The sequence below is a fragment of the Streptosporangium lutulentum genome (assembly GCF_030811455.1).
GTDB lineage: Bacteria > Actinomycetota > Actinomycetes > Streptosporangiales > Streptosporangiaceae > Streptosporangium > Streptosporangium lutulentum.
The window spans coordinates 9,318,830-9,334,055 of record NZ_JAUSQU010000001.1 but is presented as its reverse complement, the minus strand read 5'-3'; the positions used below and the strand labels follow the sequence as shown (position 1 = coordinate 9,334,055).

Here is a 15,226-nt window from a genome sequence, read left to right as displayed (position 1 = left end):
GGACTATTGGGGCAACGACCTATGAGTTTAGAAGCTCTGCCCCGAGAGTCGGTCATCCACGGGGAGGCGGGGCCGCGCCTCGCCCCCAAGGCCGGTCACGGGAATGTTTGAAAAACGAAGATCTTTCCTTGCCGACTTTTTTCGGCGGCACCGGGCGTGCCGCCGCTACCTTGAGACGCGATGATCGGACGAATCCCAATCCAAGACATTCACCCCACGGTCGACAGCGGGCGCCGCCCCGCCAAGGCCGCCGCGGGTGAGACCTTCGAGATCTCCGCGATCGTGTTCCGCGAGGGACACGACGCCGTCGCCGCCGGAGTCGCACTCACCGGCCCCGATGGCGTGCGCGGCCCCCTGCTGCCCATGAGAGAGCTGTCGCCGGGCACGGATCGCTGGGGCGTGGAGGTGACGTTGCCCACAGAGGGCGAGTGGCACTTCCGCGTGGAGGCGTGGGGCGATCCCATGGCCACCTGGCTCCACGACGCGGGCATCAAGATCCCACGCGGCATGGACGCCGATCTGATGTGCGAGGAGGGCGCCCGGCTCTTCGAACGTGCGGCGCGGGCCGTACGGCCCGCCGACTGCAAACCCTCCGACACCAAGACCGTGAGCGGCAAGGGCACGGGCGGCAAGGCCGCGAACGGCAGGACGCCCGCCGCCCAGGTCAAGCGGCAGAAGGTCACCCAGGAGCATGTGTGCGGGCACCGGGCCGCGCTCCAGACGGTGGCGTCCAGGCTCCGCGACACGAGCATCGACCCGCGCGCCCGCTTCGCGATGGCCCAGCTTCCCGAGACAATGGGCCTGCTGCGCGCCCACCCGCTCAGGGAACTGGTGACCAGGTCGGCCAAGCGCACGATCAGGGTGGACCGGCGCAGGGCGCTGTTCGGATCCTGGTACGAGTTCTTCCCGCGGTCCGAGGGCGCGATCGTCGAGCGGGACACCGCCCCCAAGTCCGGAAATTTCGCGACTGCTGCGAAGCGGCTGCCCGCCGTCGCGAAGATGGGCTTCGACGTCGTCTACCTGCCGCCGATCCACCCCATCGGGCACAGCTTCCGCAAGGGCCGCAACAACACCCTGACGCCCGAGCCGTACGATCCGGGCTCGCCCTGGGCGATCGGCTCCGAGGAGGGCGGGCACGACGCCATCCACCCCGACCTCGGCACCTTCGACGACTTCGACGCCTTCGTGGCCAAGACGCGCGAGCTCGGCATGGAGATCGCCATCGACCTCGCCCTGCAGTGCGCGCCCGACCATCCGTGGGTCAAGGATCATCCGGAGTGGTTCAACATCCGCGCCGACGGCTCGATCGCGTACGCGGAGAACCCGCCGAAGAAGTATCAGGACATCTACCCCCTGAACTTCGACAAGGACCCGGAGGGCATCTACCACGAGATCAGGCGGGTGGTGCGGCTCTGGATGGACCACGGCGTGCGGATCTTCCGGGTGGACAACCCGCACACCAAGCCCGTGGCGTTCTGGGAGCGGCTGCTGGCCGACGTCAACTCCACCGACCCGGACGTGCTGTTCCTGGCGGAGGCGTTCACCCGGCCGGCGATGATGCAGGCGCTGGCCAAGGTCGGCTTCCACCAGTCCTACACCTACTTCACGTGGAAGAACTCCCGCGGCGACGTCGAGGACTACCTGAGCGAGCTCTCGCACAAGACGTCGCACTTCCTGCGGCCGAATGTCTTCGTTAACACTCCGGACATTCTTCATGAATATCTACAGCATGGTGGTGTCCCGGCATTTCATATCAGAGCTATCCTCGCAGCTCTGACAATGCCGACCTGGGGCGTCTACGCCGGATACGAACTTGCGGAGAATACGCCGATTCGACCGGGTAGCGAAGAATACCTAGATAGCGAGAAATATCAGTACAAACCACGCGATTGGATAGGGGCGGAGCGGGAAGGCCGCAGCCTCGCCCCATTCATCACCCAACTCAATTTGTTTCGAAGAGCGCACCCGGCACTCCAGGAATTGCGTAACCTACGATTCCACAGCGTCGACCATCCGGATGTGGTCTGCTTTTCCAAGCGGCTGCCCGGCGCCTACGACACGGCCACACGACGGCACGGTGTGGGCGATGTGGTCCTCGCGGTTGTGAATCTTGATCCGCACAACACCCATGAGGCGACGGTGTCGCTGGACATGCCCGCCCTCGGTCTCGACTGGCATGCCGAGTTCGTCGTGGACGACGAACTGTCGGGCGAGTCGTATCGCTGGCGGGAGAACAACTACGTGCGCCTCGATCCCCACATCCACCCAGCGCACGTCTTCACTTTGCGTTCCGCGGCGGCGAACCAGCGGTGAGCCGGCCGGGTGCGCCATACCGGCAGAACAACGGGGAGTCCACTGGTGAGTCAGCTACCTGAGCCAATCCCGAACACCTTCGACGAGGAAAAGCCACGCGACCCCTACTGGTTCAAGCGTGCCGTCTTCTACGAGGTGCTCATCCGAGGGTTCTCCGACTCCAACGGGGACGGCACCGGAGACATTCGCGGTCTCATCCAGAAACTGGACTACCTCCAGTGGCTCGGTGTGGACTGCCTCTGGCTGCTGCCCCTTTACGAGTCACCGCTTCGCGACGGCGGTTACGACATCGCGGATTTCATGAAAATCCTCCCGGACTTCGGTGATCTCGGAGACTTCGTGAAATTGGTGGACGAGGCCCACAAGCGAGGCATGCGGGTCATCGCCGACCTGGTGATGAACCACACCAGCGACCAGCATCCCTGGTTCCAGGCCTCCCGCCACGATCCCGAGGGCCCGTTCGGCGACTTCTACGTCTGGCACGACGACGACGAGCTCTACAAGGACGCCCGGGTCATCTTCGTCGACACCGAGACGTCCAACTGGTCCCACGACCCGGTCCGGGGCCAGTACTACTGGCACAGGTTCTTCTCCCATCAGCCGGACCTCAACTACGAGAACCCGGACGTGCAGGACGCGATGCTGGAGGTGCTGCGGTTCTGGCTGGACCTCGGCATCGACGGGTTCCGGATGGACGCCATCCCCTACCTGTTCGAGCAGGACGGCACGAACTGCGAGAACCTTCCCAAGACCCACCAGTATCTGAAGCGGGTCAGGTCCGAGATCGACCGGCTCTACCCCGACCGGGTGCTGCTGGCCGAGGCCAACCAGTGGCCGGCGGACGTGGTCGAGTACTTCGGCGACCCGGCGACCGGCGGCGACGAGTGCCACATGGCGTTCCACTTCCCGCTGATGCCGCGCATCTTCATGGCGGTCAGGCGGGAGTCCCGGTACCCGATCTCGGAGATCATGGCCCAGACGCCGAAGATCCCCGAGCACTGCCAGTGGGGCATCTTCCTGCGCAACCACGACGAGCTCACGCTTGAGATGGTGACCGACGACGAGCGCGACTACATGTATTCGGAGTACGCGAAGGACCCCCGGATGCGTGCCAACGTCGGTATCAGGCGGCGGCTGGCCCCGTTGCTGGAGAACGACCGCAACCAGATCGAGCTGTTCACGGCGTTGCTGCTCTCCCTGCCCGGCTCTCCCGTGCTCTATTACGGGGATGAGATCGGGATGGGCGACAACATCTGGCTGGGCGACCGCGACGGCGTCAGGACCCCGATGCAGTGGAGCCCCGACCGCAATGCCGGATTCTCCGACTGCGACCCCGGGCGCCTGTATCTCCCGGTCATCATGGACCCGATCTACGGCTATCAGGCGATCAACGTCGAGGCGCAGCAGAAGAGCTCCGGCTCGCTCCTGCACTGGACCAAACGCATGATCGACATCCGCAAGCGCCATCCGGTCTTCGGTCTCGGCGCCTTCACCGAGCTGAACTCCTCCAACCCGAGCGTCCTCGCCTACGTGCGGGAGTACGGCGACGACAGGGTTCTCTGCGTCAACAACCTCTCCCGGTTCCCGCAACCGGTGGAGCTCGACCTTCGCCGGTTCGAGGGATCGGTCCCCGTCGAGACCATGGGCGGAGTTCCTTTTCCAGCGATTGGCGAGCTTCCGTATCTTTTGACGCTTCCTGGGCATGGGTTCTATTGGTTCACCCTGCCACCCGTATCCCAGGAGGCGTAAAGCCGTGTTGACGGAGCTCCTTACCGGCTGGATCACCCATCAACGATGGTTCGCCGGTAAGGGGCGGCCGATAGACGATCTCACCGTCGAATCGGACGTCGAACTCTCCCCCGGCCTGCGCCACCTGATCATCTCCGTGCGCCAGGCCGGGGCGGACGACCGCTACCAGCTCCTGCTCGGCAGCGGGGCGGAGGAGTCCGCCCGCTTCAAGCCCGCCCACATCGGCGACGGCTACTACGACGCCGCCTACGACGCCGAACTCACCGGCACCCTGCTCCAGGCGATGGCCTCAGGCCGCGACCTCGGACCGCTCCGCTTCCGCCACCTGGAGGGAACGGAGATCGACACCTCGCTCCGCAGCCTGGTGCTGGGCGCCGAGCAGTCGAACACCTCCCTGGTGTACGGCGGCACCTACATCTGCAAGCTGTTTCGCCGCCTGACCCCTGGCGTCAACCCCGAGCTGGAGATCGTCACCGCCCTGGCGCGCCGCCACAGCACGCACATCGCGCAGCCGTACGGCTGGATCGAGACCGACCTCGACGGCGAGCCGACCACACTGGCGATGACCCAGGAGTTCCTGTCCAACGCCAACGACGGCTGGGCCCTGGCCCTGGCCAGCGTCCGCGACCTCTACGCCTCGCTCAACCCCTCGGCCGCCGAGGCGGGCGGCGACTTCAGCGCCGAGGCCTGCCGCCTCGGCATGGCCACCGCCCGGGTCCACCACGAGCTGGCCGCCGCGTTCCCCACCGAGGTGATCGAGGCGCAGGAGGTCAAGCGGATGATCGAGGATCACCGCCGCCGCCTGGCCCTCGCGGTCGCCGAGGTCCCGGCGCTCGGCGCGTACGCCCAGGTCGCCGAGGAGGCCTACCAGCGGGTCACGGACGCGGCCCGGGAGATGCCCGTCCAGCGCGTCCACGGCGACTACCACCTCGGTCAGGTGATGCGCACCACCTCCGACTGGGTCATCCTCGACTTCGAGGGCGAGCCCGGACAGCCCATCGCCGAGCGCCGGGCCCTCGCCTCCCCGCTGAGAGACGTGGCCGGCATGCTCCGCTCGTTCGACTACGCCGCCCTTCACCTGCTGGCCGACCACCCCGACGCCGACGGGTTACGGCCCCGGGCCGTGGAGTGGGCCGAGCTCAACCGCGCGTCGTTCCTGGCCGGCTACTCCGCCGGAGGCGGGCACCTGCGCCCCGAGGACGCCGTACTGCTGCGCGCCCTGGAGCTGGCGAAGGCCGCCTACGAAGTGATCTACGAGGCCCGCAACCGCCCCACCTGGCTCCCGATCCCGATGGCCGCCTTCCAGCCGGACCGCTAGAGCGGAAGGCGAAGACGCGGTCATGGTTCTTCTTTGATGTCCGGCCGAAGCGGGGTTCCACGCCTCCACTCGATCGATCAGTACCTCACGGCGCACATGCCCCAGATTCCGCCGGACCAGCTGATCCATTAGAGTTACGCGAGCTTTGCCGTGAATCATGGGGTTGAGGAGCTGTCGTCACCAACGATCTGTCCCCTGCAGGGACACTGCGATTCAACCCGGAGACCTGGACCAACTCGGGGAAAGGCGTCCGGGAGGCCGCTGACGATCTGGCCCAGGGTGTGGACGCGTTCTGCTGGGCGATGGATGAGCGGCCCTTCGGTCAGGACGATCTGGGCCGGGCGTTGCTCGAGGGCCATCCCGAGACAGGTGTTCCGGGGTTCGCCCGGATCCGTGACGACCTTCTGAAAGACCTGGTCATGGCGGTGAACCTGCTACGCGGGATGGCTGCCGGGATGGTCGTCACCGGGGACAGGTATGCCACAGCCGAGGCGGCGAACACCGGGATTCCATACGCGCGGCCGTACCCGGAATGGCTGAGGGAGCCGGAAGAGTACAAGCCTAAGCTGGGCCCGAGCGGCCTGCCGACGACCACGCCACCACCTGACTTCGTGAGCCAGGCGATCTGGTTCCTCGAGTCTGTGGGATTCGGCGCCGCGTGGCCGGATGCCGATCTCGACGGTGTGACGCGGCTGCGCAATGCCGCGACGGCGCTGGGATACGTGATCAGCGATGTTCAGGAGCAGATCGCCGGGCAGGCCGGGCGTGTGGCCGGGGCCGGGTTCGGGCCGGCCACGGCCGTGGCCGCGTTCGAACGGGCCGCTCGGGTGGTGCACGGCGAGGGCGGGCAGTTGGCGGACCTGCGGCGGCAGTGCGAGCATCTCGCCTACTGCGGCCAGATCGCCTATGACGCGATCGTCAAGGCCAGACGGCAATTCGTGGCATCCGCGGTGTTCGTACTGGCACTGATGCTCCTATCAAAGCTCCTGGCCCCCCAGCTCGGCCTGCTCCTCGACGTTGCGGTGAGAAAGCTTCTCCGACTGGAGGGCCTGGCACTGCGGATCACCTTGCTGGTCATCCGGCAGGCCGCGCTGGGCGCGATGTTCTCCGGCGGACTGAGCGCGATCAATCAGTTATTCACCACCGGCGACATCGATGCGGCGAAGCTGGTTCGGGATGTATATCACGGAGCGCTCGCCGGCGGGTTGATGGCCGGTGCGCACGTCGCGCTGCCCGCGCTCCTGCGCCGAGGCGGGCCCGCGCTCACCGGCCTGGCCGAGGCCATGGAGTCGGCTACGTGGGAGCGGGCATTCTCCCGGGTCCTGGTCGGCGGGGCGGTGAGCACAACCGTGCTGGCGACCGCGGGATGGGCCAGCGGTGCCGGCTGGAATTGGAAGCACGCCGCCGAGATGGGATTCGGCATGGCCGTTCTCAGCACCGGTGCGGCACTCAGCTCCCGAGCCTGGCCTGCCCCAAGCTATGCGAGCCTGCAGGGCAGAGCCTGGAAGCAGAGTCCGGCCAAGCGGTGGCATGACGTCAAGTGGGCCTTGGGGATTCTCACGATCACCGCTCCTGCGGTCTCGGCCTTCGCGCTCGCGAAGTTCGCCGAGGACAGAAAGAATCCCTTCTTCTTGCAGAAACGGGTTGGCCAGTTCGGCCGCGAGTTCAACATCGCCAAGGGCCGTTCGATGAGTGCAACCGATGGTAAGGACAGCAGCCTCGGCGCATCGGATTCACGGCGTACAAAGGTCGGCGAAGTTTGGGCGAGGACCAGTCTCGATGAGTTTGTCCAACTGGCTTACAACGTCCTCCATAAAAGTGACATGTCGGTCATAAATGACCGACCGCTCTTGGGCGCCACCAGACAGGAGACAATAGCGGCCCTCGGCCCCACTCTCGGTCCGCGTTGGAACGAAGCGGATCTGGCTGGAAAGCCCGGACTGTTCGGCCCGTTCCCCAACAAGATCGTCGAACTCGGGCTCAAGCCGAAGACAGATGCGTTCGACATTCAACGAGGCCACACGGGCATCTGGCATGACAAAACCGCGAGCCTGCGTTCGGACCGGAGTATCCTTTGGGAGTTCATTTCCACTTACATAAGTCGAATTTCCTAACCTATATCTTTCGCGTGCCCAGCAAAAATGGATCCCGTTGTTCATAAGGGACTCAGCGCTACGAGGGAGGCGCATCATCAGGGGATTTCGATCCAGGAAACCATCAAACCAGCCATAAACCGGCCTGACCGGATCCTGTTTCGATCTCGCCGCGACAGACAGGGGCAGCGCATTCGAATCTGTGATCTCCTGCACCTGCTTCATGGACTCCGGAGCAGGCCGGCGGGAGTGCTGCCAGAAGCTCCCAGTCACGTGGCTGGGGGCTTCTCTCGTTTCCGGAATCGGAGTCAGAAGTCGAACTCGCCCTTCTTGGCGCCGTCGACGACGGCGTCCCAGACACCGGCACTCACCACGAAGGGTGCCCGTTCGGGAGCCTCGATGTCACGCAGGCCGACCCGCCCGCCCGACAACGGGGCGACTTCCAGACAGTTTCCCTGGTCAGACCCACTTTTGGTGGCCTTGCGCCAGGCCGCGGTCTTCAACTCATCGCTCAGATCCACAGTTTCTCCGCCTCTCTGATCAACTCGATGGACACATGCCGAGGTTGCGCCTCGGCTCGCAGAGTGTCGTATCTGCCATGGATGGCTTCCACATCTTCCGGACGATTCGACACATTTCCATGGATCGCAGATTGGATATACATCGTGCAGGCACGCACTGCCGACGAGCTGCGCGACCTGATCCGCGAGGCCGAACACACTCCACCACCACACCAAGGAGAGACCATGCCCGAGGCTCCGGAGGTCCCGCAGCAGCCGGACAACCTGCGCGCAGCCTGCTGGGAAGCGCGCCCGGTGAGCGCCCGCGTGCCGACAGGCCCGCCGTCATGGCAGGAGTCTGCCTGTCCTCAGTCGCACGAAGGGTTGGGGTCGGCCTGTTTCGAATCGGCTTGGAGAGCTGCCATCAGCTGCCAGACGTTGGACGAGGGGTTCTTCAGCTGCTCTTTGCCGTCAGGATCGAGCCTTCGGGCTCTGTCACATGCGGTGTCGACCCCGTCTGCGAAGTCGGCGAACCGGGTGTTTTTCTCACTCCAGGAGGGGATGATCTTTTTCAGTTTTTTCTTGGCGGCATCGGCCGACTGGAACGGCCTCGTACAGTCGACGTGGTGAAGGATCAGCCAGAGCTCAAAGCACGGTGTGGAAAGGCCCAGTTTGACTGAGCTCTGCCCTGCCTCGCGCGTCATCTCAGCGGTGAGCTCCTCATCCAGTTCTGTGTCCAGGATGCACCAGACGGCATCGTAATCACTCGACACACGATCGACCGCTTCACGTACCTTAGCGAGATGATCCCCCTTGGGGACGTCTACCTCGATTTGAGGGCCGCGCCGGGAGCGCATACCCGCGAAGTAATCTTTCTCGGTTTTCCCTTCACACAGGACCAGGAAGGTAGAGCGTTCTTCTCTTGTTCCGTTTCTACTACGGCCCAGGCGGGTTTCAGTGCTGATCTTCGTAGACCTGGGTGTCCGGGGGGACATCGCCTGCCTCTCCGCGCCTTGAGAGCGCAGTAGCGAAAACCTCGTCATTGACGATGGGGACGGCGCCATAGCGGCCGGTCATATATCTGCGTTCTCGGTTCTCATCCCGGCGCGGCTTGAACTCAGAGAGCGAGAACAGCTCCGTCGCACCGCATTCGTCCTTCTCCGTGAACCAGACGTGGTCTCGATGAAGCACTTCCTCGCCCTGGATCCGGCCGAGCAGTGTGGCGTCGTGGCTGGTGAAGATGAGCTGGGCCCCCAGGGGGTTGGTCGACGGTTCCCTGAAGAGCTTGACCAGTTGAGCCGAAAGATACGGATGCAGACTTGCGTCGAGTTCATCCACAATGAGAAGGGTTCCTCGATCGAGCGACCTGAAGACCGGGAGCCCCATTTCATAGAGGGCCCTCGTTCCGAAGGACTGGTCTCTCAATCCCAAGGGGAACGTACCGTTTTCTCCTCTGTGTTGGAAGAACACGTCCTTGCGCCGTCGCAGTGGATACCCTTCGGTCCCTCCCTGACGAGCGATTCCTCCCCGACGAGCGGTTCGCTCGGCGAACTCCGCGTCCGTCTCATCGACGATCTCAGCCGATTCGATTCCGGTGTCCGCAGCCCGCAACAAAGACGTCAGCCGATCGAGATAGCCGAAACGATTGAGGGACTCAGTGCTCCGAGGGAGGCGCATCATCAGGGGATTTCGGTCCAAAACACCATCAAACCAGTCGTAAACCGGCCTGACCAGATCTTGTTTCGATCTCGCCGCGACAGACAGGAAGAGCACATTCGACTCTGTGATCTCCTGCACCTGCTTCATGGACTCCGGAGAATGCTCTGCAGGCTCGTAGGTGTCCAAATCTCGATGAAAAATTTTGCGCTTCCGCCCCCGCGGATAGCTGTACATCCACTCCTCGGTCACCCGCGTGTCGTCGACCGAAAATCCGTATGTGTACCGAATTTTTTCAATGAGGAGATCGACCACGTAGGTGGACGGTTCTTCCCGCATGGCGGGATCCAGCGCGAAGGGAGATCGCTGGATACCGGTGCCCGGCTCGCTCTCCCTGAGTGATCCCAACACCAGGTTTCGCATGTAGATCAGCGCATCGATGACGTTGGACTTGCCGGAGGCGTTGGCGCCGAAAAGCCCGACTACGGGGACGCAGTCCCAGTCAACGTCGGCCGGACTGTCGGAACTGTAGTTGAGAGTCAGCAACAACTGCTGCTCATCACGGAGCGATCGGTGGTTGGCCGTACGGAAACTTAGCAACATTAGCGTGCTGACCTCCTTTCTACAGGGGATCTACCCCCAGCCCTGCGGAAGAACCGCACGAATGAGCGTGAGCAACTGTACGGGACCGACCATCCGGTTGTCCGGAGAGATCAACAAGTCGACATCCACTGGAGGTGAATTAACAGCAAACATCTCACCTTTTTACACATTTAATTAAAAAGAGGCATCAACTCCCACAAACCACCCAAACGTGATTTTTAGTCGTATAGCATGACAAAGACTAAGTTAATTTGACACCCAAGCAACACAATGGAGATTCAAACGCTGGTTGGGCGGCAGCGGACTTATCAAACAGGCTTCCGCTCCGCGGAGTCCGGTGGATGCGGGATCTCGCGAGATCTTCCCCATGACGTTCCCACATGACTATCTTGGAAAGGGCGTGCTCAAAGGGTCAATGCATCACCGCTGTTCAGGATCTCAGCGTAGATCTCGCCGGAGTGCGGTAGCCGTGGATCTTGCGGGGGCGGTTGTTGAGCTCGGCAGCGATGGCGTCCAGGTCATCTTGGCTGAAGGCGCGTAGATCCGCTGTCAGATGGCGTACCGACCGTCGTTGCGGCACCTGGCGCACGCCGCCGCTCTGGTAGAGAAAGCGCCGCACGTGATGCATCGGGGCACCCAGCGCCCGGCCCATCGAGTTGAAGGACTCCCCATCGCGCCAGCGCCGCCAGATCTCCTCTTACTGGGCGGGTGAAAACCCGTAGTCACGCACACACACCTCCACGGCAACATGATCACCTACGGGTGGTGCATTGATCCTTTGAGGGTGCCAACGTTATCGAGACGCGAGCAGCCGATCTTGTCGCTTCCGCGACGCCTCAGGTCGATCATTCTCAAAAGCCGTGCCCGAAAACAACGTCTCACTACGGAACACGATCGCCGTTTATGAAACCTTCTCGGATGAGCAAGCCGTGATGGGGGAGACGCCGGAGGCCGCCCTGGCTAGTCGGGGGCCGACGCCGTCCGTGGTCGCCTGCCGCAGTGGTGCGAAGGTGGCGCCACTGGCGATCCCGATGATGGTCAAACCGGGCAGCAAGGACTCCGGGGTCACACAATCAGTCAACACGACGGAAGGCCGCGCGGTAGTCCCTCGGGCGTCGTCCGGTGTGCTTGGCGAAGAGGGCAGCGAACGTGCTGGGGTCCCTGTACCCGACTGCGGCGGAGATGCCGGCGACGGTTCGGTTCGTGGTCTCAAGGAGATGGCGGGCGCGACGGACGCGTGACGACTGCAGGTAGGCGAGCGGGCTCTCGCCGGTCTCGTCTGCGAAGCGCCGCAGCAGCGTCCGAGCGCTGACCTTGAACGTGTCGGACAACGCGGCGAGGTCGTATCGGGCGGCAAGGTTCTGGTCGAGCCGTCGCATGACCTTGTGGGAGAACTCGTTTCCGGGCTGCGGAAGAAGCCGCCCGTCAACGTATGGAGTCTGGGACGATCGCGCATCGTCGATGAGCGCCACCCGCGCGGTTGTCCGTGCCACGCCGGCACCGCTGTGCTGGCGGATCAGTTCCAGCGCGAAGTCGTACATGGCACTGAAGGCCGCCGTCGTCGTCACCCCCGTGTCGGTGACGACCAGATGTTCGGGTCGGACGTCAGCGTCCGGATAACGTCGAGCCAGTTCGTCCGCGAGGAGCCATGCGGTCGTAGCCCGGCGTCGGTTGAGGAGTCCAGCCTCGGCGAGCAGGAACGCACCGACACAGATCGAGACGACGACGTTGCCTGCGGCTGCGTGTGAGCGGATCGCCGCGATTTCAGGGGCGAGGGGTGCGAGCTTGGCGTCCACGTCCAGGCCCGGCAGGAGCTCGAACCCTGGCACGACAAGGACGTCGACCTCGCGCAGCGGAGTGACGGCCAGTGCCGCACCACCCGATGCGGCTACACGACGACGGGGCGAAACGATCGACACCTCGTATCCGGAGCCGTCCGGTCCGGCAACGTGCGTGGCCATCGTCAAGAGATCGGGGATGCCGAACACCTCGGACGCGAAGCAGCCCGGATAGGCCAGGACACCGACCCGCAGTGCGCTCACGCTCACCTTCTCTCAATCATGCCTTTTGGCGAGATTACCCGCATACATGACGATCTGGCCTCTTACCTTGTGCGGGGGCATCGGTCCACCCTGTCAGTATGAGCGCTGCCAGTGGACGACTTGACGACGTGATCACGGACTTCTCCCGCCGACTCGTGGACGTGGAGGGGGTGGTGAAGACGGTGTACGTCGCGGGTTCCGGGCCGGCCGTCGTGTTGATGCCGGAGATGCCCGGCATCAGTCCTGACGTCCTTCGACTAGCACGGTGGGTGCGAGATGCGGGTCTCACCGTTTATGTCCCCTCGCTCTTCGGGATCGACGGTGCCTATCCCACGGTCGAGGGTGGCAGGGAGGTCATGCGCCGCGCGTGTGTCAGTGCCGAGTTCCGTGCGTTCGCCGGGGGCGGGACCAGCCCCGTCGCGGCGTGGCTACGTGGGCTCGCGCGCCAAGCCCATGCCGAATGCGGAGGTCCGGGAGTCGGCGCGATAGGACTGTGCTTCACCGGCAACTTCGCTCTCACCATGGCGCTTGAACCAGCTGTCATCGCGCCGGTGGTCAACCACCCGTCGCTGCCGCTGGACGACCCCGCCGGACTCGAGATCAGCGACGCGGACGCGCACGCGATCCGAGACCGCATCACGCGCGACGGACTGAAGGTTCTCGCCTACCGCTTCGACAACGACCGTTGGTGCACCGGCCAGCGCTTCGCCGCCTACCAGGCACTCCTCGGCGACGCCTTCGACGGCCGCGTTCTTCCGGGCGGTTCCGCGAACACCAGCCCGCCCCCGTTCTTCGCCGACGTGGTCGAGTCCCCCCACAGCGTTGTCACCGCCCACCTCGTCGACGAGGACGGACATCCCACGCTGAAGGCCAGGGACGAGATCCTCGCCTTCCTGACCGACCGCTTGAGCCCGTTCGCCGAACTCCCCGACCGGTGAGAGATCTGTCCCGCGGCCACTACTGCGGATCTCATGCTCCTTAAATATCATCAGGAATCCATCGAAGTCAGGGCGATTCACTGGGGTGCAGCGTTATGCCGTCAAAGAGGGCGCTCATCGTTCGGGGCGGCTGGGAGGGTCACCAGCCCGTCGAGGCGACCGGCCTGTTCATCCCGTTCCTTGAGAAGAACGGCTACTCCGTCCGCGTCGAGGGCTCACCACAGATCTACGCCGACGCCTCCGTCATGGGCGACGTCGACCTCGTCGTGCAGTGCTTCACGATGGGTTCGATCGAACCGGACGCGCTCAAGGGACTTCGATCCGCCGTCGAGGCGGGCGCGGGTCTCGCCGGCTGGCACGGGGGGATCGTCGACGCCTTCCGCGGCAGTTCCGACTACCTGCATCTGGTCGGCGGCCAGTTCGCCTGTCACCCCGGAAAACCCGAGGCCGAACAGACCGGTGAGCAGAGCGACAACTACGTGCCCCACCGGGTGAACATACTGCCCGGCGCGGCCGATCACCCGATCACCCGGGGCATCGAGGACTTCGACCTGGTGACCGAGCAGTACTGGGTGCTGGCCGACGACTACTGCGACGTGCTCGCCACCACCACCCAGGCGGTCCGCGACGGAGATCCGTGGCATCGCCCTGTCACGTCACCGGCGATCTGGACCCGGTCCTGGGGTGAGGGGAGGGTCTTCGTGTGCACCCCCGGACACCGGGTGGAGGTGCTGGAGGATCCCAGCGTCCGGACCATCGTCGAGCGCGGCCTGCTGTGGGCCGGCCGATGAGCGTCCCCGCCGGAACGGACCGGCCCGCGAACGCCCCCGTCGGAGTCGGCATCGTGGGCTGCGGTGCGATCTCCGGCCAGTACGTCACGACGCTGCGCGCGCTGGAGGGCGTGAGGCTGGTCGCCGTCGCCGACCTCGATCCGGCGCGGGCCCAGGCCGTGGCCGACGCCCACGAGGGTGTCCGCGCCCTGCCGGTCCCCGCCCTGCTGGCCGACGAGGCGGTCGACATCGTGCTGAACCTCACGTTGCCGGCGGTCCACGCCGAGGTGGCGCTGCAGGCCATCGCCGCCGGCAAGGACGTCTACCTGGAGAAACCCCTGGCCGCGACGACCGACGAGGCCGGGGCCGTCCTGGCGGCCGCCGCCGAACGCGGCGTCCGGGTCGGGTGCGCCCCGGACACCGTGCTCGGCACCGGGATCCAGACGGCGCGGCGGACCATCGACGACGGTCTGATCGGACGGCCCGTCTCGGCGACGGCCACCATGATGACTCCCGGTCACGAGCGGTGGCACCCCAACCCCGACTTCTACTACGTCCCCGGCGGGGGACCGCTCCTGGACATGGGCCCTTACTACGTCACCTCCCTGGTCACGCTGCTGGGACCGGTGGTCTCGGTGATCGGCGCGGCCGGCCGTCCCCGCGACTCGCGGGTGATCGGCTCCGGGCCGCGCCAGGGTGAGCTCATCCCGGTCACGACGGACACACACGTCACGGGGGTGCTGGTCCACGCGTCCGGGGCGCTGTCGACGATGGTGATGAGCTTCGACGCGGTCGCCACCGTGTCGGCGAACATCGAGGTCCACGGCGAGCGGGGCTCGCTCATCGTCCCCGACCCGAACCGTTTCAGCGGTGAGGTGAAACTCTTCCGCCTGGACGGCACCGGCTGGGAGACGCTGCCCGAGTCGGCCGGCTACCGGAACTCCTCACGCGGCTTCGGACTGGCCGACATGGCCGGAACGCCCGAGGGCCGGGAGCCCCGTGCCGGCGGCTCACTGGCCTTCCACGTTCTGGACGTCATGGAGTCGCTGCTGCTCTCGACCCGGACCGGCCGCTCCGTCCCGATCGAGAGCACCTGCCAACGCCCCGCACCGGTGCCGCTCGGCTGAACGACGCGGTGTCGCGGATCCCGTTTCCCGTTCTCCGAGCACCGGCCGGCGAGTTAATGTCGCATTAATCACGATTTGTCATTCCTGGAACATGAACACACGACACTCTCGTTACGA

At 64.8% G+C, this 15,226-nt stretch carries 12 protein-coding genes; 7 read left to right on the top strand and 5 right to left on the bottom strand.

Annotated elements, in window-relative coordinates:
- The first annotated feature begins 180 nt into the window (after window positions 1-180).
- The 4 genes from J2853_RS42070 (at window position 181) to J2853_RS42055 (ending at window position 7,494) form a co-directional block, all read left to right on the top strand.
- A complete protein-coding gene (locus J2853_RS42070; protein WP_307567156.1) occupies window positions 181-2,313 on the top strand; it encodes an alpha-1,4-glucan--maltose-1-phosphate maltosyltransferase in 2,133 nt (710 codons plus the stop codon).
- Between the two features lie 45 nt (window positions 2,314-2,358).
- Entirely contained in the window at window positions 2,359-4,062 is a 1,704-nt protein-coding gene (gene treS, locus J2853_RS42065) for a maltose alpha-D-glucosyltransferase (RefSeq protein ID WP_307567155.1), read from the top strand.
- A gap of 4 nt (window positions 4,063-4,066) precedes the next feature.
- Window positions 4,067-5,380 carry a maltokinase N-terminal cap-like domain-containing protein gene (locus J2853_RS42060; protein ID WP_307567153.1) on the top strand — a complete coding sequence of 438 codons (1,314 nt, stop codon included), beginning with the start codon at window positions 4,067-4,069 and terminating at the stop codon, window positions 5,378-5,380.
- Window positions 5,381-5,661: 281 nt separating this feature from the next.
- Window positions 5,662-7,494: a sugar transferase gene (locus tag J2853_RS42055; RefSeq protein ID WP_307567152.1), complete on the top strand. Its 1,833-nt coding sequence runs from the start codon at window positions 5,662-5,664 to the stop codon at window positions 7,492-7,494.
- Between the two features lie 287 nt (window positions 7,495-7,781).
- On the opposite strand, the gene J2853_RS42050 is transcribed toward J2853_RS42055, so the two are convergent.
- The 5 genes from J2853_RS42050 to J2853_RS42030 form a co-directional block, all read right to left on the bottom strand.
- Window positions 7,782-7,994: a DUF397 domain-containing protein gene (locus tag J2853_RS42050; RefSeq protein ID WP_307567150.1), complete on the bottom strand. Its 213-nt coding sequence runs from the start codon at window positions 7,992-7,994 to the stop codon at window positions 7,782-7,784.
- Between the two features lie 347 nt (window positions 7,995-8,341).
- A complete protein-coding gene (locus J2853_RS42045; protein WP_307567149.1) occupies window positions 8,342-8,968 on the bottom strand; it encodes an RloB family protein in 627 nt (208 codons plus the stop codon).
- Window positions 8,928-10,232 (bottom strand): AAA family ATPase, encoded by a 1,305-nt coding sequence (locus J2853_RS42040; RefSeq protein ID WP_307567147.1) that lies wholly within the window; start codon window positions 10,230-10,232, stop codon window positions 8,928-8,930. The genes J2853_RS42045 and J2853_RS42040 overlap by 41 nt, the downstream gene beginning before the upstream one ends.
- A gap of 430 nt (window positions 10,233-10,662) precedes the next feature.
- Entirely contained in the window at window positions 10,663-10,860 is a 198-nt protein-coding gene (locus J2853_RS42035) for a hypothetical protein (protein ID WP_307567146.1), read from the bottom strand.
- Between the two features lie 445 nt (window positions 10,861-11,305).
- Window positions 11,306-12,274, bottom strand: coding sequence for a GlxA family transcriptional regulator (locus J2853_RS42030; RefSeq protein WP_307567145.1), 969 nt, complete (start codon window positions 12,272-12,274; stop codon window positions 11,306-11,308).
- A gap of 98 nt (window positions 12,275-12,372) precedes the next feature.
- Here J2853_RS42030 and J2853_RS42025 point away from each other — a divergent pair, with 98 nt between their 5' ends.
- The 3 genes from J2853_RS42025 to J2853_RS42015 all read left to right on the top strand — a co-directional run bounded on the left by J2853_RS42025 (window position 12,373) and on the right by J2853_RS42015 (window position 15,109).
- Complete coding sequence (locus J2853_RS42025; RefSeq protein WP_307567143.1) at window positions 12,373-13,212, top strand: dienelactone hydrolase family protein; 840 nt, start codon at window positions 12,373-12,375, stop codon at window positions 13,210-13,212.
- Between the two features lie 95 nt (window positions 13,213-13,307).
- The gene (locus J2853_RS42020) at window positions 13,308-14,003 is read left to right on the top strand and encodes a ThuA domain-containing protein (protein ID WP_307567142.1); all 696 of its coding nucleotides are present in this window, start codon (window positions 13,308-13,310) and stop codon (window positions 14,001-14,003) included.
- The gene (locus J2853_RS42015; protein ID WP_307567140.1) at window positions 14,000-15,109 is read left to right on the top strand and encodes a Gfo/Idh/MocA family protein; all 1,110 of its coding nucleotides are present in this window, start codon (window positions 14,000-14,002) and stop codon (window positions 15,107-15,109) included. The genes J2853_RS42020 and J2853_RS42015 overlap by 4 nt, the downstream gene beginning before the upstream one ends.
- Window positions 15,110-15,226: the final 117 nt, after the last annotated feature.

Excerpts from the sequence above, each read along its gene's own strand:
- J2853_RS42070 (WP_307567156.1), top strand. The coding sequence starts at position 181 with ATGATCGGACGAATCCCAATCCAAGACATTCACCCCACGGTCGACAGC.
- J2853_RS42045 (WP_307567149.1), bottom strand. The coding sequence starts at position 8,968 with ATGTCCCCCCGGACACCCAGGTCTACGAAGATCAGCACTGAAACCCGC.
- J2853_RS42040 (WP_307567147.1), bottom strand. The coding sequence starts at position 10,232 with ATGTTGCTAAGTTTCCGTACGGCCAACCACCGATCGCTCCGTGATGAG.
- J2853_RS42035 (WP_307567146.1), bottom strand. The coding sequence starts at position 10,860 with ATGCATCACGTGCGGCGCTTTCTCTACCAGAGCGGCGGCGTGCGCCAG.
- J2853_RS42025 (WP_307567143.1), top strand. The coding sequence starts at position 12,373 with ATGAGCGCTGCCAGTGGACGACTTGACGACGTGATCACGGACTTCTCC.
- J2853_RS42020 (WP_307567142.1), top strand. The coding sequence starts at position 13,308 with ATGCCGTCAAAGAGGGCGCTCATCGTTCGGGGCGGCTGGGAGGGTCAC.
- J2853_RS42015 (WP_307567140.1), top strand. The coding sequence starts at position 14,000 with ATGAGCGTCCCCGCCGGAACGGACCGGCCCGCGAACGCCCCCGTCGGA.